Here is a 21,180-nt window from a genome sequence, read left to right as displayed (position 1 = left end):
TCGGCCGAGGGGCGCGCCCAACGCAATGATCTTGATTCCCGTCGAATTCTTTGACAGGAGTGTTTGCTGATGCTCTGTGAAGGCTTCGGTATGACTGTGTTTTTGCGGGGCGGGGCGCCAACATTCCTCTACGCGCGGTAAGTTTCTGGCCATGCCACGTGGACGTCACCGCCATTCCCCGCCTTTGCACAGGCTGCTGCCTCCTTCGGCGATCGCAGGCGTCTCCCTCGTCTGCGCCCTCGGCCCCTGGGTGTTCTCGGAGCCGCTGGTGCTCCGAGGTCTGGCCGCGGCCGCGGCGATGACGGCGGTCGCCGGTGCGTTCGTCATGCGCCGCTGGGACATCCAGGCAGGCAAACAGGTCGCCGAGCTCACGCGCGCGCGTGCGAGCGACGAGTGGCGCTTCGAGGAACGTGTCGCCGAACTGGAGAGCGACCTCGACGAATCGCGGGAGTTGCGCGGCAAGCTGGAACAGCGGCTGCGCGCCAAGCGTGCCGAGCTGGCCGGCCTGCGCAACGAGCACGCGGCACTGCTGCGCCGTTACGCCACGGCGGAGACCGAGCGGGCGAGCGCCCTGGAGGGCCGCCGTCTCCTCGAGATAGAGGCCACCGTTCCGTCGCTCGCCCTGCCGCCCGCGCGGTCCGCGCAGGACGCGCCCGAGGTGGACGGGCCGGACGAGGCCGGCAGCGCCGGGAACGTCGATGGCACCGACAGCACCGACAGCATTGATGGCATCGAGAACGTCGACGGCGTAGCGGACGTCGACAACGTCGAGGACTCCGAGAGCGAGGAGCCCGGTGGTGGCGCCGCCGGGACCGACGCCGGGACCGACGACTCGGCCGAGGACGAGTCAGAGGCTCCCGCGGTCTTCTCGCCGGAAGGCTCCACGCTGTTCCGGCGGGCGCGGGCGGCGCTGGCCCGGTTCGGCTCCGGCGCCGACGCGGCCGAGCCGGTGAGCGGCGAGGAGTCCGCCGGGGCGGAACCGCCCGTGCGGGCCGCCGTCGCGGAGACCGGCGGCGACGCGGAGGCCGCGCGGGAGGACGAGGCGAAGGGGAAGCCCGAGGCGGCCGACGAGCACACGCGCGCGGCCGCCCCCCACAGCGCCGCCGGGCAGAGCGGGAACCCCGCCGAACCGGCCATTGTCGAAGAACCCACCGCCCGGCCGCAGGACATCGGGGCCCCGGCCGCTTCGGCCGTCGCCGATGCCGTCGCCGACGCTTCGGATGCGCCGGATGCTTCGGATGGGCCGGAGGCTCCGGACGGACCGGATGCCTCGGGCGTGCCGGATGATTCGCGCGTGCCGGATGATTCGCACGGGACGGACGCTTCGGACGGACCCGACGCCGAGGCCGACACTACCGAGGCCCTCGCTTCCGAAGCCGAAGCCGAAGCCGACGTCCTCGTGCCGCGCCCCGCCGGCCCCGTCCAGCCTCCCTCCGGGCACTTCACCGTGCCGACCGCCGTGGCCGTCGTACCGGCCGCGCAGCCGGTGCGGCCTCCGGCGGCCGAGGGCGGGTTCGACTTCTTCGGTACGAAGAAGTCCTCGACGCCCGAGGAACTGGACGCCGTCCACAACGAGGACCTCGCCGACGTCGTCGGCCAGGAGGCGCTCGCCCTGCACAAGGCCGAGGCCGAGGGCGAGTTCAAGCCCGCGGACGAGGGGTCGCGCGGGGTCGGCCAGGTGATCGACCTGACCGCGCACGACGAGACCGAGCAGATCGACCTCCAGCGGCTGCGCAGCGCCGTCTCCTGAGCCACCGCCCACGCAGTCCACGCAGTCCACGCAGTCCACGCAAGACTCGACCACGACTCACGGCTCACGTCCCACAGGGCCCGCCCCGCCGCTCTCCGCGTGCCGGGGCGGGCCCTCGCCGTCCCCTACGTCATCCACCGGTCGGGCCGCGCGTCCCGGCGTCCGGTGCGGGACCGCTCCGCCTGGGCCCGCAGCAGCTCCGCGGCCTCGTCCGCGTCCCGCAGACGCGCCGTCAAGGTCTTCCCGGCTCCCGAATCCACGTGCACGTCCGCGACGCGCCAGAGCCGCTGCCAGGGCCCCTGCGAGAGCCGTACGCTCTGCACCTTGGCGTGCGGCACGAGCGCCAGGCTCCGGCGCAGCAGCCCGTGCCGCGCGGCGAACACCACGTCGGTGACGGCGAGGCCGTAGCCCCGCCACCAGAGGGGGACACAGCGTCCGGCGCGGCGCGGGGGCCGGGACAGCGCGGCCGCCGCGGGGACCGCCGTGCCGGGCAGTACGCGCGCGACGACGGCCTCCGCCGCCTCGCGCGGGGCGACCGGCACGAGCACGGAGTTCGCCGAGCCGGCCACGTCCAGCTCGACCCGCACCCATCCGCGCCGCCGCCACAGCAGCGGCTCGACGATCCGCACGGTCTGCACCCGCCCGGGCGGCACCGTCTCGTGCGTACGGTCCAGCAGGCCGTGGTCGATGCGCAGCCCGTCCGGTGACTCGCCGACCGTCCAGTCGTACTCGCCGACGAACCGGCCCACGCTCCTCGCGCCCGCCGCGCCGAGCAGGGGTACTCCGGTCGCGAGAACCGTCCACACGCTGTGGGTAGCCAGCCACAGCACCGGCGGTACGACGAGGGCGGCCGCGAGCCCGCCCCAGGTCGCGCCGGTCAGGACCAGCGAGACCGCCAGCTCGCGCGTCGGCACGCGCAGCAGCTCGCGCGCCGGCGCCTCACCGACCTCGTGCGCCGTCCCGGGCGCGAACCCCGCCGCGCGCGCGAGCAGCTCGGCCCGCAGCGCGCGTGCCTCGGCCTCGCCCAGGAAGGCGAGCTCGTCCTTCTTGTCCGCACCGACGACGTCGAGCCGCAGCTTCGCCACGCCCGCGAACCGCCCGAGCAGCGGCTGGGTGACGTCGATCGCCTGGACGCGCTCCAGGCGGATGTGGGCGGTGCGCCGGAACAGCAGGCCGGTCCGTATGCGCAGTTCGGAGTCCGTGACCGCGAAGTGCGTGAACCACCATGACAGGAACCCGTAGAGGGCGGCCGCGGGGACGACCACGGCGAGAGCGACCAGCAGGGTCGTCGTGGTCAGCCGGGTCAGCTGCGCCTGCGTCTGGTTCGGGTCGTGCGCGGCCCAGCCGACCAGCACCGCGACGGGCGCCCACGCCCGCCGGAACGGCGTGACGGGATGCAGCCGGCGCTCGGCCACGGCCCGCGCGCGCGGGCCGCCGGTTCCGTCCTCGTCGGCGCCCGGCGCCGTCACAGACCCGCCGATCGGGCCTCGCCGAGCTCGGTGAGCCGGTCCCGCAGCCGTTCCGCCTCGGCCGGGTCCAGGCCGGGGATCCTCGCGTCGGTCGCGGCGGCCGCGGTGTGCAACTGGACGCCGGCCAGTTCGAAGTGCCGCTCCACGGGACCCGAGGTCACCTCCACGAGCTGCATCCGCCCGTACGGCACCACCGTCTCCTCGCGCCACAGCACGCCCCGGCTGATCAGCAGGTCGTCGGCGCGTTCCGCGTACCGCCAGGACCGCCAGTTGCGGCCCAGCACGACCCAGCCCCAGCCGATGCCCGCCAGCGGCAGCAGGGCGAACGCGGCCCACGCCGGGCCGACGAGCAGCCCGAGCGGCACACCGAGACCGGCGGCCGCCGCCCCGAGCCACACCACCAGCAACAGCCGCCGCATCCGCAGCAGCCCCGGAGGCAGCCCGGTCCACACGGGACCGGCCCCCTCCGCCCTCGCGCCCGTCGTGCTCCCCGTTTCCATACGGCCAGCGTACGTAGGGGAGACTGGGGCCATGACTCCTACGACGGAGACCACGGTCGGGATCGGCGGTGCCGCGGAGAGCACCGACATGGTGCTCAACATCGGGCCTCAGCACCCCTCCACGCACGGCGTGCTGCGGCTGCGGCTCGTGCTGGACGGCGAGCGCATCACCCACGCGGAGCCGGTGATCGGCTACATGCACCGCGGCGCGGAGAAGCTGTTCGAGGCGCGGGACTACCGGCAGATCATCATGCTGGCCAACCGCCACGACTGGCTGTCGGCCTTCTCGAACGAGCTGGGCGTGGTCCTCGCCGTGGAGCGCATGCTCGGCATGGAGGTCCCCCCGCGCGCGGTGTGGACGCGCACGCTCCTGGCGGAGCTGAACCGGGTGCTCAACCACCTGATGTTCCTGGGCTCGTACCCGCTGGAGCTCGGCGGCATCACGCCCGTCTTCTACGCCTTCCGCGAGCGCGAGGTCCTCCAGAACGTCATGGAGGAGGTCTCCGGCGGGCGCATGCACTACATGTTCAACCGCGTCGGCGGCCTCAAGGAGGACCTGCCGGCCGGATGGGCCGCACGCGCGCGTGCGGCCGTCGCCGCCGTGCGCTCGCGCATGGACGTCTTCGACGACCTGGTGCTCGGCAACGAGATCTTCCGGGGCCGCACCCGCGACGTCGGCACCCTCACCCCCCGGGCCGTGCACGCGTACGGCGTGAGCGGGCCGATCGCGCGCGCCTCGGGGGTCGGCCTGGACCTGCGCCGCGACGAGCCCTACCTCGCGTACGGGGAGCTCCAGGACACCCTGAAGGTGGTGACCCGGACCGAGGGCGACTGCCTCGCCCGCTTCGAGTGCCTCCTGGAGCAGACGCACAACGCGCTCGACCTCGCCGACGCCTGCCTGGACCGGCTCGCCGACCTCCCGCCGGGCCCGGTCAACCAGCGGCTCCCGAAGGTCCTCAAGGCGCCCGAGGGACACACGTACGCGTGGACCGAGAACCCCCTCGGCATCAACGGCTACTACCTCGTCAGCAAGGGCGAGAAGACCCCGTACCGGCTGAAGCTGCGCTCGGCCTCGTACAACAACATCCAGGTGCTCACCGAGCTGCTGCCGGGCACGCTGGTCGCGGACATGGTGGCGATCCTGGGGTCGATGTTCTTCGTGGTCGGCGACATCGACAAGTAGGCGGCGGGGCGGGCCGGCCGGCTGACCGGCCCGTCAGCTCTCGTGCTCGGGGAGCGGGTCCGGCATCCGTACCGGCTGGAGCAGCCACCCGAAGTCGCCCAGCCCGCCGGGCGCGGTGAGCTCGGCGGCCTCCCCGGCGCTCGCCAGGGCGCGTACGTACCCGGAGGGGTCCGTGGTCGCGAGCGAGAGCGGGGGGCGTGCGCCGGTGACGCCGAGCGCGCGCAGCGCGGCGCGCTGGCTCAGCAGACGCGCTCCCGGGGACGCGCACGCCGTGGCTCCCGCCCCCGCGCACGCCGTGGCCCCCGTCTCCGTGCGCGCCGCGACCTCTGCCTCCGCGCGCGCGGCGACCTCTGCCTGCGTTTCCGCCCCTGCGTCCGTCGCCGCGTCCGCGTCCGCGCACGCGTCCAGCGCCACATGCGCCGTGATGTCGCACGACCCGTCCGGTACGGGGGCCGTCTCGCGCCCCTCCCGGAAGCCGGTGAGCGTCCCGAACGCGGGGCGCGCGTCCACGGTGTGCGCGTAGTCGACCGCCACCGCGAGCCCCCGCGCGAGGCAGGAGACGGCGGATGCCCAGGCGGTGTCCCGGGGCCGCCCGATCTCGGCTCGCAGCCCCTCCTCACCCGGCAGCGGCCACCACCGCGCGAGCCACTCCGCGTCCGCGCCGGACACCGGCTCCCCGAGCCGCTCGGCCCCGTCGTCCCGGACGAGCACCAGCCGCGCCACGCCCGCGGAGTCCGTCTCGGCGACCTCGACGGGAACGTTGTCCAGCCACTCGTTGGCGAAGAGCAGGCCGGTGACCTGCGAGGGAGGCTCCGCGAGCCAGACGATCCGGTCCGCGAGGCCCACCGGGCGGACGGCGACCTCGACGGCGTACGCGCGCGTGCGGGCGGCCACGTCGGAGGGGAGCGCGGCGAGCACCCCGGTGACCAGTTCGCCGCGTCCGGCGGCCATGTCGACGAAGTCCAGCGTCGCGGGCCGGCCGAGCGCCTCGTCGACCCGGCACAGCAGCCGGGCCACCGCCCCGGCGAAGAGCGGCGACGCGTGCACGGACGTACGGAAGTGCCCGGCGGGCCCCTCGGGCCGCAGGTAGAAGCCGTCCGGCCCGTACAGGGCGGCCTGCGTCGCCGCCCGCCAGCCGCGCCACTCGCCGGGGTCCGTCACCTTCTCCACCACCTGGTCAGACTATGCGCACAGCTGATCACCGCCTCCACCTTGCGGAGTACGCGCGCCGGTCGCGGATCGGCCCTCCGGTTGACCCGTGCACTCATCACGCTTCCCTACTCTGGGTTACGTGCAGCGCCTCTATGACTTCCTCCGTAGGCACCCGACCGGGGTCGACGGCTTCTGGGCCCTCGTCCTGTTCGGGATCTCGCTCGTCTCGGAGACGACACGGCAGGAGGCCACCGGCACGGATTCCCCGGCGGTCGTCGCCCCGGTCGTGCTCCTGTTGTGCCTGGTGATCGCGTTGCGCCGCCGTCTGCCCGAGAAGATGCTGCTGCTGGCCGGCGCGCTCGGGCTGGCGCAGCTGGTGCTGGACGTCCCGACGACGGCCGCCGACTTCGCCCTGCTGGTGATCGTGTACACGGTCGCCGCGACCGGCGCCCGCTGGGCGTCCAGGCTCGCGCTGGGCATGGGCCTGTGCGCCGCCACGCTGGCGCAGCTGCGCTGGCCGAGCGCGCAGACGGGCCTCGCGGGCAACATCGCGCTCGTCGTCTTCCAGACGGTGCCGTTCGCCCTCGCCTGGGTCCTCGGCGACTCCATACGCACCCGCCGCGCCTACTTCGCCCAGCTGGAGGAGCGCGCGGCGCGCCTGGAGAAGGAGCGCGAGGCGCAGGCGAAGGTAGCGGTCGCCGCCGAACGGGCCCGGATCGCGCGCGAGCTGCACGACGTCGTCGCGCACAACGTGTCGGTGATGGTGGTGCAGGCCGACGGCGCCGCCTACGTTCTCGACGCCGCCCCCGACCAGGCGAAGAAGGCCCTGGAGACGATCTCCTCCACCGGCCGGCAGGCCCTCGCGGAGATGCGCCGCCTGCTGGGCGTGCTGCGCACCGGCGAGCACCAGGAGGGCGGCGAGTACGTGCCGCAGCCGGACGTCGAGCAGATCGAGGACCTCGTGGAGCAGTGCCGCGGCTCCGGACTGCCCGTGGACTTCAGGATCGAGGGCACCCCGCGGCCGCTGCCCAGCGGCGTCGAGCTCACCGCGTACCGCATCGTGCAGGAGGCGCTGACCAACACGCGCAAGCACGGCGGTCCGGACGCGGGCGCCAGCGTGCGCCTGGTCTACTTCGACGACGGCCTCGGCCTGCTCGTCGAGGACGACGGCAAGGGCGCCCCGCACGAGCTGTACGACGAGGGCGGCGCCGACGGCCGGGGCCACGGGCTGATCGGGATGCGGGAACGGGTCGGCATGGTCGGCGGCACCCTGGACGCGGGCCCGCGTCCGGGCGGAGGATTCCGCATCAGCGCCCTGCTCCCGCTCAAACCGACGCATTGACGCCCACACACGCCCCCCGTTGACACCTGTCACAACCGGCCCTGTCACAACCGGCGGACGACACCCCCCGACCCGGCGGACGACGCCCCCCGACCCGGCGGACGACAACTCCACCACCCGGCGGACGACAACTCCACCACCCGGCGGACGACGATCGCCACCACCCGGCGGACGACGCTCGCCGCCACCCCGCGGATTGCACTTCGCCACCGCGCGAAAGACCCTTCGCACCCTGCGAAACGACACGGAAGAGGACTCGATCCCGATGACGATCCGCGTGATGCTCGTCGACGACCAGGTGCTGCTGCGCACCGGGTTCCGGATGGTGCTCGCCGCCCAACCGGACATGGAGGTCGTGGCCGAGGCGGGCGACGGCGTCGAAGCCCTCCAGGTGGCGCGGTCCACGGCGGTCGACGTCATCCTGATGGACGTGCGCATGCCGAAGCTGGACGGCGTGGAGGCCACCCGGCGCATCTGCGCGGAGACCGACCCCCCGAAGGTGCTGATCCTGACCACCTTCGACCTCGACGAGTACGCCTTCTCCGCGCTGAAGGCGGGCGCCTCCGGGTTCATGCTCAAGGACGTGCCGCCCGCCGAACTGCTCGCCGCCATCCGCTCCGTGCACAGCGGTGACGCGGTGGTCGCCCCGTCCACCACCCGCCGGCTCCTCGACCGGTTCGCGCCGATGCTGCCCAGCACGGCCAAGGAGCCCCGGCACAAGGAGCTGGAGCGGCTCACCGAACGGGAGCGCGAGGTCATGGTGCTGGTCGCCCAGGGACTGTCCAACGGCGAGATCGCGGCCCGGCTGGTGCTGTCCGAGGCGACCGTGAAGACCCATGTGGGCCGCATCCTGACCAAGCTGGCACTGCGCGACCGGGTGCAGGTGGTGGTGCTCGCCTACGAGACGGGACTCGTACGGGCCGGCGGGCGCTGAACCGCCGGAGTCCCTGCCGAAGCCGCCCGCCGGAGTCCCCGCCGAAGCCGCCCGCCGGAGTCCCGGCCGAACCGCGGCGAACGTCACCCGCGCGCGGCGGACACGCATTAGGGTCTGCGCATGCTCCTGTGGATCAACGGCCCCTTCGGGGGCGGCAAGACACAGACGGCACACGAGATACGGCGCCGGCTGCCCGGCAGCGTCGTCTGCGACCCCGAGCACGCCGGGTTCGGCCTGCGCCGCGTGCTGCCCCCCGATCTGCGCGGCGCCCGGGGCGGGACGCCGCTGATCGAGGACTTCCAGGATCTGGTGTCCTGGCGGCAGGGCGTCGTCGAGGTCCTCGACCTGGTGCTCACCCGGCACGAGGGCGTGGTCGTCGCCCCCATGACGGTCACCGATCCGCGCTACTTCGACGAGACCGTCGGCCGCCTGCGCGCACTGGGCCACGACGTCCGGCACTTCACACTCCTGGCGGAGCGGGAGACCGTCCTGCGGCGACTGCGCGAGCGGGGCTTCGGGCACCTCCTGTCGTACGTCGCCCGCGGTGCCGGTCCCCGGCGCGAGAGCTGGGCCGTCCAGCATCTGGACCACTGCCTGGAGCGGCTGCGCGAGCCGGAGTTCGCCGAGCACCTGTGGACCGACCACTCGACGGTGCCGAAGACGGCGGACCGGATCGCCGTCCTGGCCGGGCTCACCCTGCGCCCGAACACGGAGGGCGCGCTGCGGACGCGGCTGCGGCAGGCACGGGTGGGACTGCGGCACATCCGCATCGACTGACGGGCCGTGCGCCGCCGGTGGCGGACGACGGGCTCAGCGCAGTATCCCCTCGAGGAAGTCGCTGCCCAGCCGGGCCACCACCGTCACGTCGAGCTGGTGCAGCACGTACCGCCCACGCCGGCGCGTGGTGACCAGCCCCGCCTTCTTCAGTACGCCGACGTGCCGCGATATCTCGGGCGCCGTCATCCCGTGCACCTGCGCCAGTTCGGTCGTCGTGTAGGCGCTGCGGGCCAGCAGACGGCAGATCCGCATCCGCACCGGGTGGGACAGCGCGGTCATCCGCAGTGTGAGCTGCTCGACCGAGGGCGGCGAGGCCAGCTCCGGCGAGCCCAGCGGATAGTGCACCACCGGCTGCCAGCCGTACCGGTGCAGGACCAGCAGGTGCGGCCATCCGAGGCTCGTGGGGACGAGGAGGAGGCCGCCGTCCGCGGTGGCGGTGCGGCCCTCGACCAGCTTGTCCACCGTGATCCGCGCGGCCCGCTCGTCCAGCGCCACGGCGGAGGACACCGAGGCGAGCGCGTCCGCGAGGCCCTTGCGGTGCAGCAGCTCCGTCTTGTGGCGGGCGTCCGCGGCGAGGGGGTGGCGGACCCGCGCCCAGACATCGGCGAAGAACGCCTCGTCGCAGTCCTCCAGGAACTGCCTCAGCCAGGCACGCACACGAGGCGGGTCCTCGAGCAGCCGCCGGGTGAAGCGCACCTGGCGCGGACCGCGCGTGGCGGCCAGGTCGAGGGCGCGGCGGCGCAGGTCCGGGTCGCAGAGGACGCCGGGGCCCGGCAGGTCGTACCCCGGCGCACAGGTGAACTCCAGCGCCGAGTCCGCGAACTGCTCGTCCGTCAGCTTGTCCAGCAGGTCCAGGTCCTCGGCGAGGGTGGCGCCGGGGAGCGTGGTCCCGCCGGGGACGCCCGCGCAGGGCAGGAACAGGTCGGAGAACGTGGTGCGCCACAGGAAGTCGGCCTCGCACATCCGGTCGGCCAGGTGCGAGTCGAGGCGAGCGGTGACGCTCGTGACCCAGCCCTGGAGGCCAGGGTGGTGGCCCGGCTCCGACAGCGCGTGCAGCGCCATGCCGAGCTCGGCCAGGGGGGAGGGCACGATCGCGGCCCTCTCCGGCCGCAGCCCCGCGATGTCGATGCTCACGCTCATGCCCTCATGGTGCACCCCGCCACTGACAACGCCGCCGTCGAGCGACGGCCGCCGTCGAGCGACGCGACGCGGCGCACGGGCCCGCTCTATCCGCTGACCCCGTCCGTCGTCCCGTCCGTCGTCCTGTCCGCCAGCGCGTTCACCCGCGCCACGAACTCGGCGACCGCGGCCCGCACGTCCCCCGCCGTCCAGGCCAGGCCGTCGGCGCGCACGGTGACCTCGGTGACGCCGAGGCCCGGCCCGCCCCGCATCCAGTTCACGCCGAACAGCAGCGTCCCCGTCTCCTCGGCCTGCCGCAGCGCCGCCTCGGTGAGCACCTCCGGGTCGTACGGCAGCCAGACCTGGAACTCGTGGGTGTGCGGCACCTCGGGGTGCACGCGCACCCACGGCACGCCCGCCGCCGCGAAACCCTCGCGCAGCGCGGCGGCCACCACGCGCGCGTGAGCGACGTACTCCGGAAGCCGGGGCAGTTCCCGTTCGAGGCCCACGAGCGCCGACAGGGCCGTCGGGAACTGCTGGAAGACAAGGCCGCCGTAGCGGTGCCGCCAGACCCTGGCCTCCTCCACCAGGGTCAGCGGACCGGCGAGGGCCGCGCCGCCGAAGCCGTCGAGGGACTTGTAGAACGACACGTAGACGCTGTCCGCCAGGCCGGCGATCTCCTCCAGGGGGCGGCCGAAGTGGACGGTGGACTCCCACAGGCGCGCGCCGTCGAAGTGCACCACCGCGTCGCGTTCGCGTGCCGCCGCGACGACGTCGGTGAGCTCCTCCCACGAGGGCAGCAGGAAACCGGCGTCCCTGAGGGGCAGTTCCAGCATCAGCGTCCCGAAGGGTTCCTCGTGGTCGCGCACCTCCTCGGCCGTCGGCTGCCGGTGCTCGCCGGTCAGCCGCACCGGGCGCAGCCCGCTGACCAGGCTGAGCGCGCTGCGTTCGTGCACCTCGGGGTGGGCCAGCGCGTGCAGCGCGACCGTGGGGTCGCCGGTGCGGCCCGCCCAACAGCGCAGTGCCACCTGCTGCGCCATCGTGCCCGTCGGGAAGAACGCGGCGGCCTCCGTGCCCAGCAGTGCCGCGACGCGCCGCTCCAGGGCCTCCACGACCCGGTTGCCGTACATGTCGCCGGGCTCGTCCACGTCGTACACCTGCGGCGCCGCCTCCTGGAGCAGGGCGAGCTGTTCGCGCAGAGTCCTGCGGAAGCCCGCGCGCGCCAGGACGCGTTCCGCCGTCCGGTAGGCGTCCGCCCGGCGCTCCCGCAGCCGTTCCCCCGCCGCCCGGCCGGTCGCCGCGCTCCCCTCGCCGTCGTGCGCCGCCCGGCCCCCGCTGTCCCGCGCCGCCTGGCCCCCGCTGTCCCGCGCCGTCTCCGTCATGCTCCGGATCATGCCGTGTGGCGCCCACGCGAGTCACTGTCGTTTTCGTGAGGCGGCGGACTGCCTGCCGCCCCTGCGGCCTGCCGCCCCTGCGGCCTTCCGGCCGGGGAGGCCGCCCCCTTCCGGCCGCCCGCGGCCCTCCGGTCACCCACAGCCTGTGGACGAACGGACGCCCCGGGAACCGATCGCGTTAACATGACGAGAAATCGTCCGGTACCCGGAGCGGACTGGAACGGGAAGGCCGCCGTCGCGTGAGTACAAGCCAACAGCCAGACCCCAGGGACCGCCCCGCGCGGCTCACCGTCGGCGTCGTCGGCGCCGGCCGTGTGGGCCCCGCGCTCGCCGCCTCCCTCCAGCTCGCCGGGCACCGCCCGGTCGCCGTCTCCGGTGTCTCCGACGCCTCCCGGCGGCGGGCCGCCCTCCTGCTGCCCGACGTGCCGCTCGTGCCGCCCGCCGAGGTCCTCCAGCGCGCCGACCTCGTCCTGCTGACCGTCCCCGACGACATCCTGCCCGGTCTCGTCGAGGGCCTCGCCGAGACCGGCGCCGTACGGCCGGGGCAGCTGCTCGTGCACACCTCCGGGCGGTACGGCGCGCGCGTGCTCGACCCCGCCCTGCGCGCGGGCGCGCTGCCCCTGGCCCTGCACCCGGCGATGACCTTCACCGGCACGCCCGTCGACGTCCAGCGGCTGGCCGGCTGCTCCTTCGGCGTGACCGCGCCCGACGAGCTGCGGCTGGCCGCCGAGGCCCTCGTCATCGAGATGGGCGGCGAGCCGGAGTGGATCGCCGAGGAGAACCGGCCGCTGTACCACGCGGCCCTCGCCCTGGGCGCCAACCACCTGGTCACGCTGGTCGCCCAGTCCATGGAGCTGCTGCGCGCGGCCGGCGTCGAGGCGCCCGACCGGATGCTCGGCCCCCTGCTGGGCGCCGCCCTGGACAACGCGCTGCGCTCCGGCGACGCGGCGCTCACCGGGCCCGTGGCGCGCGGCGACGCGGGCACGGTCGCCGCGCACCTCGGCGAACTGCGCAAGCACGCCCCCCAGACCGTGGACGGTTACCTGGCGATGGCCCGGGCGACCGCCGACCGCGCGCTCGCCCACGGACTGCTCAAGCCGGAGCTCGCCGAGGACCTCCTCGGGGTACTCGCCAACGGGACCGACGGCGCCGAGGGAGATGCCGGATGACCACGACCCTGCTGCGCACCGCCGGCGAACTGCACGCACGCACGCGTGCGGGCCGCCGGGCCGTCGTGATGACGATGGGCGCCCTGCACGACGGACACGCCACCCTGATCCGCACCGCCCGCGAGCTCGCCGGGGCGGACGGCGAGGTCGTCGTCACGGTCTTCGTCAACCCGCTCCAGTTCGGCGCGGGCGAGGACCTCGACCGCTATCCGCGCACCCTGGACTCCGACGTCAAGATCGCCGAGCAGGCCGGCGCGGACGTCGTGTTCGCCCCGTCCGTGGACGAGGTCTACCCGGGTGGCGAGCCCCAGGTCCGCGTCGCCGCGGGCCCCATGGGGGAGCGCCTGGAGGGCTCCTCGCGCCCCGGCCACTTCGACGGCATGCTGACCGTCGTCGCCAAGCTGCTGCACCTCACGCGGCCGGACATGGCCCTGTTCGGGCAGAAGGACGCCCAGCAGCTCGCCCTGATCCGCCGCATGGTGCGCGACCTGAACTTCGGCGTCGAGATCGTCGCCGTGCCGACCGTGCGCGAGGAGGACGGGCTGGCCCTGTCCAGCCGCAACCGCTACCTCTCCCCGGCCGAGAGGCGCACCGCGCTCGCCCTCTCGCAGGCGCTGTTCGCGGGCCGCGACCGGCACGCGGCGCAGGAGGCGCTGCGGGCACGCGCGCGTGAGGTGCCCGCCACGCACGCGCGTGCCGAGGCGCTCAGCGCCCTGGGGGAGTCCCGCGCGGCCGCCGACGCGCACGCCGTCGCCCAGGCCGTCCCCGGGGCCGCCGCGGCCGTCCGCGCCGCCGCCCGCCTCGTCCTCGACGAGGCCGACCGGCTGAGTCCGCCGCTGGAGCTGGACTACCTCGCCCTCGTCGACCCCTCCGACTTCACCGAGGTCGAGGACGACTACACCGGCGAGGCCGTCCTCGCCGTCGCCGCCCGGGTCGGGACGACCCGGCTGATCGACAACCTTCCCCTCACCTTCGGAGCCGCCTCGTGACCAGCACAGGCATACGACTGCACGCGCCCGCCCCCGGGTGGTCCATCTCCGCGGACGTCGTGGTCGTCGGCTCCGGGGTCGCCGGCCTGACCGCCGCCCTGCGCTGCGAGGCCGAGGGGCTGACCACGGTCGTCGTCACCAAGGCCCGCCTGGACGACGGCTCCACCCGCTGGGCGCAGGGCGGCATCGCCGCCGCCCTCGGTGAGGGCGACACCCCCGAACAGCACCTGGACGACACACTGGTGGCGGGCGCGGGCCTGTGCGACGAGGACGCGGTGCGGATCCTGGTCACCGAGGGCCCCGACGCCGTACGGCGGCTGATCTCCACCGGCGCCACCTTCGACACCGACGACGAGGGCGGCATCCAGCTCACCCGCGAGGGCGGCCACCACCGCCGCCGCATCGCGCACGCGGGCGGCGACGCGACCGGCGCGGAGATCTCCCGCGCCCTCGTCGAGGCGGTCCGCGCGCGCGGGCTGCGCACCATCGAGAACGCGCTCGTCCTGGACCTCCTCGCCGACGCCGACGGCCGTACCGCCGGCGTCACCCTGCACGTCATGGGCGAGGGCCAGCACGACGGCGTGGGCGCCGTGCACGCCCCGGCGGTCGTCCTGGCCACCGGCGGCATGGGCCAGGTCTTCTCCGCCACCACCAACCCGTCCGTCTCCACGGGCGACGGCGTGGCCCTCGCCCTGCGCGCGGGCGCGGAGGTCTCCGACCTGGAGTTCGTCCAGTTCCACCCGACCGTGCTGTTCCTCGGCCCGGACGCGGAGGGCCAGCAGCCCCTCGTCTCCGAGGCCGTACGCGGTGAGGGGGCCCACCTGGTCGACGGGGACGGCGTGCGCTTCATGGTCGGGCAGCACGAACTGGCCGAACTCGCGCCGCGCGACATCGTCGCCAAGGGCATCATGCGCCGCATGCAGGAGCAGGACGCCGAACACATGTTCCTCGACGCCCGCCACTTCGGCGCCGAGATGTGGGAGCACCGCTTCCCGACGATCCTGGCCGCCTGCCGCGCGCACGGCATCGACCCGGTCACCGAGCCGGTCCCGGTCGCCCCGGCCGCCCACTACGCCTCCGGAGGCGTGCGCACCGACTCCCACGGCCGCACGACCGTCCCGGGCCTGTACGCGTGCGGCGAGGTCGCCTGCACGGGCGTGCACGGCGCGAACCGGCTCGCCTCCAACTCGCTCCTGGAAGGCCTCGTCTACGCCGAGCGCATCGCCGCCGACATCGCGGCGAGCCGGGCGGACGGCGGCCTCCCCGCGCGCGTGCCCGCGCCGGCCGAGCGGCGGCCCGAGGGACCCGAGCGGTCCGCGCAGCGGTCCCAGCGGCCCGAGCAGCCGTCCGAGCAGCCGTCCGAGCAGCCGCCCGCGCACCCGCTGCTGGGCGCCGAGGCCCGCTTCGCGATCCAGCGGATCATGAGCGACGGCGCGGGCGTCCTGCGCTCCGCCGACTCCCTGGAGAAGGCCGCCGACCAGCTCCAGCGGCTGCACTCCGAGGCCCGCGACGCGCTGGCCGAGAACGGCAAGACCGCCGAGCCCGGCGTCGACACCTGGGAGGCCACCAACCTCCTGTGCGTGGCCCGCGTCCTGGTCGCCGCCGCGCGGATGCGCGAGGAGACCCGCGGCTGCCACTGGCGCGAGGATCACGCCGATCGCGACGACACCGACTGGCGCCGTCATATCGTCGTACGGCTGAATCCGGATCGGACGCTCGCCGTACGCACCACCGATACCGCAGACTTCCCCCCTACCCGGCAGCACCAGCAGGAGCAGTGACACAAGTGAGCACCCCCGAGGATCTTCCCCTCGTCCAGAGCGGCGGCTGCGGCGACGGCTGCGCCTGCGGCGCGGACGCCGGCCACGACGACGAGGAGTACCTGGAGTGCGGGCTGGACCCCGCGCTCGCCCAGCTCCTGGCCGACGCCGGGCTCGACCCGCTGGAGGTCGAGGACATCGCCAACGTCGCCATCCAGGAGGACCTGGACCACGGCGTGGACGTGACGACCGTCGCGACCATCCCCGAGGACGCGGTCGCCACCGCCGACTTCACCGCGCGCGAGGCGGGCGTGGTGGCGGGCCTGCGCGTCGCCGAGGCCGTGCTCTCGGTCGTGTGCACGGACGAGTTCGAAGTCGAGCGGCACGTGGAGGACGGCGACCGCGTGGAGGCCGGACAGAAGCTGCTGTCGGTCACCACGCGCACGCGCGACCTGCTCACCGCCGAGCGCAGCGCGCTCAACCTGATGTGCCGCCTGTCCGGCATCGCGACCGCCACGCGCGCGTGGGCGGACGTCCTGGAGGGCACCAAGGCACGCGTGCGGGACACCCGCAAGACCACCCCGGGCCTGCGCGCCCTGGAGAAGTTCGCCGTCCGCTGCGGCGGCGGGGTCAACCACCGCATGTCGCTGTCCGACGCGGCCCTGGTCAAGGACAACCACGTGGTCGCCGCGGGCGGTGTCGCCCAGGCCTTCGAGGCCGTGCGCGAGGCCTTCCCGGACGTGCCGATCGAGGTCGAGGTCGACACCCTGCACCAGCTGCGCGAGGTCGTGGACGCCGGCGCCGACCTGATCCTGCTCGACAACTTCACCCCCGGCGAGTGCGCGGAGGCCGTCGGCATCGTCGGCGGACGCGCGCTGCTGGAGGCGTCCGGCCGGCTCACCCTGGACAACGCGAAGGCGTACGCCGACACCGGCGTCGACTTCCTGGCCGTGGGCGCCCTGACCCACTCCTCGCCGATCCTCGACATCGGCCTGGACCTGCGAGCGGCGGAGTAGGAGCGGGATCCGGCCATGCTGCTGACGATCGACGTGGGGAACACGCACACCGTGCTCGGCCTGTTCGACGGTGAGGACATCGTCGAGCACTGGCGCATCTCGACGGACTCCCGCCGTACGGCCGACGAGCTCGCGGTCCTCCTCCAGGGACTGATGGGCATGCATCCCCTCCTCGGGGTGGAGCTGGGCGACGGCATCGACGGCATCGCGATCTGCGCGACCGTCCCCTCGGTGCTCCACGAGCTGCGCGAGGTGACCCGCCGCTACTACGGCGACGTGCCCGCGGTGCTCGTCGAACCCGGCGTGAAGACCGGTGTGCCGATCCTCTTCGACAACCCCAAGGAGGTCGGGGCCGACCGCATCATCAACGCGGTCGCCGCGAACGAGCTCTACGGCGGTCCCGCGATCGTCGTCGACTTCGGCACGGCGACGACGTTCGACGCGATCAGCGCGCGCGGGGAGTACGTCGGCGGCGTCATCGCCCCCGGCATCGAGATCTCCGTGGAGGCGCTCGGCATCAAGGCCGCGCAACTGCGCAAGATCGAGGTCGCCCGCCCCCGCAGCGTGATCGGCAAGAACACGGTCGAGGCGATGCAGGCCGGCGTGGTCTACGGCTTCGCGGGCCAGGTGGACGGCGTCGTCAGCCGGATGGCGCGCGAGCTGGCGGACGACCCGGACGACGTCACGGTGATCGCGACGGGCGGTCTGGCGCCGATGGTGCTGGGCGAGTCCTCGGTGATCGACGAGCACGAGCCGTGGCTGACGCTGATCGGACTGCGTCTGGTCTACGAGCGGAACGTGTCGCGCATGTGAGCGGCGCACGCCCCCGTGTCCGCGCGCCCTGTTGTCCGTACGGACCAGCGCGCGGCCCCGGGGCCGCGCGTCGGTCCGGGGTGTGCCTGCGCAGGCACGCCCGGCGTCGTGCGCAAGCACGCCCGACTTCGTGCGGAGGTGGGCTCCGCGTCGTGCGGAGGTGGGCTCCGCGTCGTGCGGAGGTGGCCCCGTCTCCCTCCGGAACGGGCCGCGCCGGGCCCGCCCGCACGGGTGACCCGCCGCGGGCCGCGGGTGGATTCGGGCACGCCACATCTGACCGTTGTGCAGGGATTGTCCGATTAGCGCGTATCGTCGCCGCATGCCCACGCCATACGGATCCCGCGGCGGCATGGCGTTCGGCGCGGAGGAGCTGCGTGTGCTCCGCCGCGCTCTCGCCCTCGCCCTCCACCCCGGCCCCGCCTCGGCCGAGGACGTCCAGGACTGTCACCGCCTCGCCGAGTCCCTCGACGAGGCGGTGCGCGAGGCCTCCCGGCTGCGGGCCTTCCTGGTGGCCGACCTCGCCCGGTACCGAGCCGCCCTGCCCGGCACCGCTGCCGGATACCTCACGCTGCTGGAAGAGGTCCTGGCCACCGGTCACCGGCCCGGCGCGGACGACCTCGCCGCCCTGCGCGCCCTGCGCGGCAACCCGGCGGCGGCCGCCCTCCTGGCCCGCTGCCAGGTCCTCGCGGAAGAGGACGTACGCGCCTGTCTGGCGCGCCGGACGGCTCGCCGGGCCGTTCCGGTGGCCGGCGTGGTGCCGGCGTCCCGTACGCGCCTCCTGGCCCTGCCCGGGGGCCGTACGGGGGCCGTGGACCGGGTGCCCGGCGGCCGGGTCGCCGTGGCCGCGGGCGGTACGGAGGGGGAGCCGGGGAAGAAGCCCGCCGAGCGGCCCGCCGCACCCCACCCGGCTCCCGGCCCCGTGCCCGTGAAGCCTGCCGCACCCGAGCCCCCGCGCCGGCCCGTCCCCACGCCGGGCGAGGTCTTCCCGCGCCGCAAGCCGGCCCCGCCGCCCGCCGGGTCCGGGAAGCGGCGGCTCGCGGTCTGCTGAGAAAACGGCACCGGGGTGCCCCGCCGCACCCGACCCCGCCCCGGTGCCCCCCTTCCCCCTGGCTACCCTGGAGCCATGGACTACGTCTCCGCGCTCGTGCCCCCCGTCGTCATGGCGGCGTTCTTCATCGGTGTGGTCAGGGTGATCGTGAAGACCCAGGGTGGGGCCAACAAGGCCAAGGAGGACGCGGCCGTAGACGCCGCCCTCGCGCGCACGGAGGGGGCCCGTCGGCCCTCCGCCCAGCCCGACGCCTGACCAGGACGCGCCCGCACGGCGTACGGCAGCCCCCCGGCAGCCGTACGCCCTTTTTGTTCGCCTTCAGCAGGGAACATGCACGTCCGGCACGCGATGAGCGAGATCTCCCACTATTGTTCTGAGGTGTGCCTCGCCCATTGGGAGAACTCGAAGACGCGGTCATGACGCGGGTGTGGAAGTGGAACCGCCCGGTGACCGTTCGAGAAGTCCTGGAAGACCTCCAGCAGGAACGGTCCATCGCCTACACCACGGTGATGACCGTTTTGGACAATCTCCATCAGAAGGGCTGGGTGCGCCGTGAGGCGGAAGGCCGGGCCTATCGATATGAGGCGGTCTCCACCCGCGCCGCCTACGCCGCCGCCCTGATGAACGACGCCTGGGCGCAGAGCGACAACCCCGCCGCCGCTCTCGTCGCCTTCTTCGGGATGATGAGCGAGGAACAGCGGCACGCCCTGCGGGACGCGGTGCGCATCGTCCAAGGTCCGGAAACGTCCGAAGCCCCCCGGCCGGCGAGTGCCGGGGAGAACCAGAACCCCGGCTCGGCAACCGCGACCGACGGGCGATAGCGTCCGCACATGTCTGCACGGAGCCCCGAAGTCAGCGCTAAAGCCATCACCGTCCGCCGGGCCCGGACCAGCGATGTCCCCGTCGTCCGCCGTCTCCTTGACGCGTACGTCCGCGACCGCATCCTGCTCGACAAAGCGACGGTGACTCTTTACGAGGACATCCAGGAGTTCTGGGTCGCCGAACGGGACGACAACGCCGAGGTCGTCGGCTGCGGCGCCCTGCACGTGATGTGGGAAGACCTCGCGGAAGTCCGCACTCTCGCGGTGAAGCCCGGGCTGAAGGGCGCCGGCGTGGGTCACCAGTTGTTGGAGAAGTTGCTGCACACCGCCCGCTGGCTGGGCGTTCGCCGCGTTTTCTGCCTGACCTTCGAAGTCGACTTCTTCAGCAAGCACGGCTTCGTGGAGATCGGCGAGACGCCGGTCGACACCGATGTCTACGCGGAGCTGTTGCGTTCCTATGACGAGGGCGTCGCGGAGTTCCTCGGACTCGAACGAGTGAAACCGAACACCTTGGGCAACAGCCGGATGCTTCTGCATCTGTGATCGTCTAGTCCATTCCGGGCCGGCCACCCTTGCCCGGGTGCCCTATGTCCGAAACGCGCATCTTTCCGGACGGGGGCGGGCCGCAGGCCTCTGCCGGGGGTTTGTGTTTTTCCAGCAAAAGCGGTTTGCTTTCCGACGTACTGCAGTACTGCATATAACAGGGGCGGCGAAACGGCGGACGCCGCAGACCCCCGGCCCTCACGTTATCGATGAAAGGAAATCCGGTGGCACAGAAGGTTCAGGTCCTTCTTGTCGACGACCTCGACGGCGGCGAGGCGGACGAGACCGTTACGTTCGCGCTGGACGGCAAGACCTACGAGATCGATCTCACCACGGCCAATGCGGACAAGCTGCGCGGCCTTCTCGACCCCTATGTGAAGGGTGGCCGTCGTACCGGTGGCCGCGCTTCGGGCGGACGCGGAAAGACGCGCGCCGCTTCCGGTGGCAGCCAGGACACCGCGCAGATCCGCGCATGGGCGAAGGAGAACGGTTACGAGGTCAACGACCGTGGCCGCGTTCCCGCGTCCATTCGCGAGGCTTACGAGAAGGCCAACGGCTGAGCGCAGGCGCGCCGCAGCCGGACACGGTGACATTGCGTCGCCAGCGTGTCCACCCACCGCACCAGATCGGGGGCGCCCCCACCGCCCCCCAGGGCCGACACCGTCGCCAATGAGGCCTCGATCTCACGCCCGGCCACGGGGGGCCGTACCCACAGGGCGGCCCCCTGCGCAGTCCCGGCGGACTCCGCGCCCGGGGGCAGGGGCGCCTTGATGACGCCGCCCGCCCCGATCGCCCGCAGGTCCAGCGGCAGCGCCCCCCAGTCGAGCCACTGAAGGATCCCCGGCAGCTCTCCCGTGCTGCCCGCGGCCACCAGTAGCCGCAACCACTTCCCCTGGACGGCCACGGGAGAGCCCGGATCCAGGCGCCGCAGAGCCGCGTGACCCGCCTCGGCCGGCACCTCCAGGACGTCGAAGCGCACGCCGACCGCGAGCCGCACCGGCGTCCCGGGCACCGTCGCCCATCCCAGTTCGTTCTCGTACCAGCCGCGGACAAGAGCGGCTGTATCAGATGTATTGGTCATATCGGTCGTATCAGCTGCATCCGTATCAGCTGCATCGGCGGTATCGGTCGTATCAGCTGTGACGGGAGTGGCCGGGATGGTGTCCGGGACGGTGTCCGGGCGGCGGTTCGGAAGGGCGTCCGGGGGGACTCGGCCAGCCATGCCAAGCGCAACCGTCCGAAAGGCTCACAGGTTACGCTGTGTATTCACGCGGATGCCCTGTGTGCCGAAATGGGGGGGCGTGCGGGGATGCCGGGGGGCGTGAGGTTGTTCGCCCATAGCGGAGGGAACCGGTGCACGCGGCATGGACTGTCCGTAGCAGCGGGTAAGACATCCCTAGT

At 73.6% G+C, this 21,180-nt stretch carries 21 protein-coding genes; 15 read left to right on the top strand and 6 right to left on the bottom strand.

Annotated elements, in window-relative coordinates:
- Positions 1-151 precede the first annotated feature (151 nt).
- Entirely contained in the window at positions 152-1,750 is a 1,599-nt protein-coding gene (locus tag ACFV9M_RS25350; protein ID WP_385065969.1) for a hypothetical protein, read from the top strand.
- Between the two features lie 125 nt (positions 1,751-1,875).
- Here ACFV9M_RS25350 and ACFV9M_RS25345 read toward each other — a convergent pair whose 3' ends face one another.
- The gene (locus ACFV9M_RS25345) at positions 1,876-3,219 is read right to left on the bottom strand and encodes a PH domain-containing protein (RefSeq protein WP_385065967.1); all 1,344 of its coding nucleotides are present in this window, start codon (positions 3,217-3,219) and stop codon (positions 1,876-1,878) included.
- The gene (locus tag ACFV9M_RS25340) at positions 3,216-3,719 is read right to left on the bottom strand and encodes a PH domain-containing protein (RefSeq protein WP_385065964.1); all 504 of its coding nucleotides are present in this window, start codon (positions 3,717-3,719) and stop codon (positions 3,216-3,218) included. The genes ACFV9M_RS25345 and ACFV9M_RS25340 overlap by 4 nt, the downstream gene beginning before the upstream one ends.
- A 31-nt stretch (positions 3,720-3,750) precedes the next feature.
- Between ACFV9M_RS25340 and ACFV9M_RS25335 the strand changes: the two genes are divergently transcribed.
- A complete protein-coding gene (locus ACFV9M_RS25335) occupies positions 3,751-4,902 on the top strand; it encodes an NADH-quinone oxidoreductase subunit D (protein ID WP_385065962.1) in 1,152 nt (383 codons plus the stop codon).
- 33 nt (positions 4,903-4,935) lie between these two features.
- Here ACFV9M_RS25335 and ACFV9M_RS25330 read toward each other — a convergent pair whose 3' ends face one another.
- Positions 4,936-6,075, bottom strand: coding sequence for an SAM-dependent methyltransferase (locus tag ACFV9M_RS25330; protein ID WP_385065960.1), 1,140 nt, complete (start codon positions 6,073-6,075; stop codon positions 4,936-4,938).
- A gap of 118 nt (positions 6,076-6,193) precedes the next feature.
- On the opposite strand from ACFV9M_RS25330, the gene ACFV9M_RS25325 reads away from it, so the two are divergent.
- From ACFV9M_RS25325 to ACFV9M_RS25315, 3 genes are all read left to right on the top strand, one after another.
- A complete protein-coding gene (locus ACFV9M_RS25325; protein WP_385065957.1) occupies positions 6,194-7,396 on the top strand; it encodes a sensor histidine kinase in 1,203 nt (400 codons plus the stop codon).
- 265 nt (positions 7,397-7,661) lie between these two features.
- Entirely contained in the window at positions 7,662-8,330 is a 669-nt protein-coding gene (locus ACFV9M_RS25320; protein WP_385065954.1) for a response regulator, read from the top strand.
- 120 nt (positions 8,331-8,450) lie between these two features.
- On the top strand, positions 8,451-9,107 hold the full coding sequence (locus tag ACFV9M_RS25315) for an AAA family ATPase (RefSeq protein WP_385065952.1): 657 nt from the start codon (positions 8,451-8,453) through the stop codon (positions 9,105-9,107).
- Between the two features lie 33 nt (positions 9,108-9,140).
- Here the strand turns inward: ACFV9M_RS25315 and ACFV9M_RS25310 are convergent, their stop codons facing one another.
- Together ACFV9M_RS25310 and ACFV9M_RS25305 are read right to left on the bottom strand one after the other, a co-directional pair.
- The gene (locus ACFV9M_RS25310; protein WP_385065950.1) at positions 9,141-10,247 is read right to left on the bottom strand and encodes a DUF5937 family protein; all 1,107 of its coding nucleotides are present in this window, start codon (positions 10,245-10,247) and stop codon (positions 9,141-9,143) included.
- Positions 10,248-10,333: 86 nt separating this feature from the next.
- A complete protein-coding gene (locus ACFV9M_RS25305; protein WP_385065947.1) occupies positions 10,334-11,620 on the bottom strand; it encodes a threonine aldolase family protein in 1,287 nt (428 codons plus the stop codon).
- Positions 11,621-11,859: 239 nt separating this feature from the next.
- Between ACFV9M_RS25305 and ACFV9M_RS25300 the strand changes: the two genes are divergently transcribed.
- The 10 genes from ACFV9M_RS25300 to ACFV9M_RS25255 all read left to right on the top strand — a co-directional run bounded on the left by ACFV9M_RS25300 (position 11,860) and on the right by ACFV9M_RS25255 (position 20,339).
- Positions 11,860-12,789 (top strand): Rossmann-like and DUF2520 domain-containing protein, encoded by a 930-nt coding sequence (locus tag ACFV9M_RS25300; RefSeq protein WP_385065944.1) that lies wholly within the window; start codon positions 11,860-11,862, stop codon positions 12,787-12,789.
- On the top strand, positions 12,786-13,778 hold the full coding sequence (gene panC / locus ACFV9M_RS25295; protein ID WP_385065941.1) for a pantoate--beta-alanine ligase: 993 nt from the start codon (positions 12,786-12,788) through the stop codon (positions 13,776-13,778). Before ACFV9M_RS25300 ends, panC begins: the two co-directional genes overlap by 4 nt.
- Positions 13,775-15,559, top strand: a complete 1,785-nt coding sequence (locus tag ACFV9M_RS25290; RefSeq protein ID WP_385065938.1) for an L-aspartate oxidase — start codon at positions 13,775-13,777, stop codon at positions 15,557-15,559. The genes panC and ACFV9M_RS25290 overlap by 4 nt, the downstream gene beginning before the upstream one ends.
- Positions 15,560-15,564: 5 nt before the next feature.
- Positions 15,565-16,554, top strand: coding sequence for a carboxylating nicotinate-nucleotide diphosphorylase (gene nadC, locus ACFV9M_RS25285; RefSeq protein ID WP_385065936.1), 990 nt, complete (start codon positions 15,565-15,567; stop codon positions 16,552-16,554).
- Positions 16,555-16,569: 15 nt separating this feature from the next.
- A complete protein-coding gene (locus ACFV9M_RS25280; RefSeq protein WP_385065933.1) occupies positions 16,570-17,367 on the top strand; it encodes a type III pantothenate kinase in 798 nt (265 codons plus the stop codon).
- 349 nt (positions 17,368-17,716) lie between these two features.
- Positions 17,717-18,415 carry a hypothetical protein gene (locus ACFV9M_RS25275; RefSeq protein ID WP_385066093.1) on the top strand — a complete coding sequence of 233 codons (699 nt, stop codon included), beginning with the start codon at positions 17,717-17,719 and terminating at the stop codon, positions 18,413-18,415.
- 75 nt (positions 18,416-18,490) lie between these two features.
- Complete coding sequence (locus ACFV9M_RS25270; protein ID WP_385065930.1) at positions 18,491-18,670, top strand: hypothetical protein; 180 nt, start codon at positions 18,491-18,493, stop codon at positions 18,668-18,670.
- A gap of 137 nt (positions 18,671-18,807) precedes the next feature.
- The gene (locus ACFV9M_RS25265) at positions 18,808-19,236 is read left to right on the top strand and encodes a BlaI/MecI/CopY family transcriptional regulator (protein ID WP_385065927.1); all 429 of its coding nucleotides are present in this window, start codon (positions 18,808-18,810) and stop codon (positions 19,234-19,236) included.
- 9 nt (positions 19,237-19,245) lie between these two features.
- Positions 19,246-19,779, top strand: coding sequence for an amino-acid N-acetyltransferase (locus ACFV9M_RS25260; protein WP_385065924.1), 534 nt, complete (start codon positions 19,246-19,248; stop codon positions 19,777-19,779).
- Positions 19,780-20,003: 224 nt separating this feature from the next.
- Positions 20,004-20,339 carry an Lsr2 family protein gene (locus ACFV9M_RS25255; protein WP_385065922.1) on the top strand — a complete coding sequence of 112 codons (336 nt, stop codon included), beginning with the start codon at positions 20,004-20,006 and terminating at the stop codon, positions 20,337-20,339.
- On the opposite strand, the gene ACFV9M_RS25250 is transcribed toward ACFV9M_RS25255, so the two are convergent.
- Positions 20,318-20,860, bottom strand: coding sequence for an SCO3374 family protein (locus ACFV9M_RS25250; RefSeq protein WP_385065919.1), 543 nt, complete (start codon positions 20,858-20,860; stop codon positions 20,318-20,320). The two genes, ACFV9M_RS25255 and ACFV9M_RS25250, sit on opposite strands and share 22 nt — an antisense overlap.
- Between the last annotated feature and the right edge of the window lie 320 nt (positions 20,861-21,180).

Origin of the sequence: Streptomyces sp. NPDC059895, assembly GCF_042731035.1 — a bacterium.
Lineage (GTDB): Bacteria > Actinomycetota > Actinomycetes > Streptomycetales > Streptomycetaceae > Streptomyces.
Note: the sequence above shows the minus strand (reverse complement) of the source record. Positions and strands in the feature narration are given on the sequence as shown.

Coding starts and splice junctions, on each gene's coding strand:
- ACFV9M_RS25320 (WP_385065954.1), top strand. CDS start 7,662: ATGACGATCCGCGTGATGCTCGTCGACGACCAGGTGCTGCTGCGCACC.
- ACFV9M_RS25350 (WP_385065969.1), top strand. CDS start 152: ATGCCACGTGGACGTCACCGCCATTCCCCGCCTTTGCACAGGCTGCTG.
- ACFV9M_RS25260 (WP_385065924.1), top strand. CDS start 19,246: ATGTCTGCACGGAGCCCCGAAGTCAGCGCTAAAGCCATCACCGTCCGC.
- ACFV9M_RS25280 (WP_385065933.1), top strand. CDS start 16,570: ATGCTGCTGACGATCGACGTGGGGAACACGCACACCGTGCTCGGCCTG.
- ACFV9M_RS25310 (WP_385065950.1), bottom strand. CDS start 10,247: ATGAGCGTGAGCATCGACATCGCGGGGCTGCGGCCGGAGAGGGCCGCG.
- ACFV9M_RS25270 (WP_385065930.1), top strand. CDS start 18,491: ATGGACTACGTCTCCGCGCTCGTGCCCCCCGTCGTCATGGCGGCGTTC.
- panC (WP_385065941.1), top strand. CDS start 12,786: ATGACCACGACCCTGCTGCGCACCGCCGGCGAACTGCACGCACGCACG.
- ACFV9M_RS25275 (WP_385066093.1), top strand. CDS start 17,717: ATGGCGTTCGGCGCGGAGGAGCTGCGTGTGCTCCGCCGCGCTCTCGCC.
- ACFV9M_RS25315 (WP_385065952.1), top strand. CDS start 8,451: ATGCTCCTGTGGATCAACGGCCCCTTCGGGGGCGGCAAGACACAGACG.
- ACFV9M_RS25335 (WP_385065962.1), top strand. CDS start 3,751: ATGACTCCTACGACGGAGACCACGGTCGGGATCGGCGGTGCCGCGGAG.
- ACFV9M_RS25250 (WP_385065919.1), bottom strand. CDS start 20,860: ATGACCAATACATCTGATACAGCCGCTCTTGTCCGCGGCTGGTACGAG.
- ACFV9M_RS25340 (WP_385065964.1), bottom strand. CDS start 3,719: ATGGAAACGGGGAGCACGACGGGCGCGAGGGCGGAGGGGGCCGGTCCC.
- ACFV9M_RS25305 (WP_385065947.1), bottom strand. CDS start 11,620: ATGATCCGGAGCATGACGGAGACGGCGCGGGACAGCGGGGGCCAGGCG.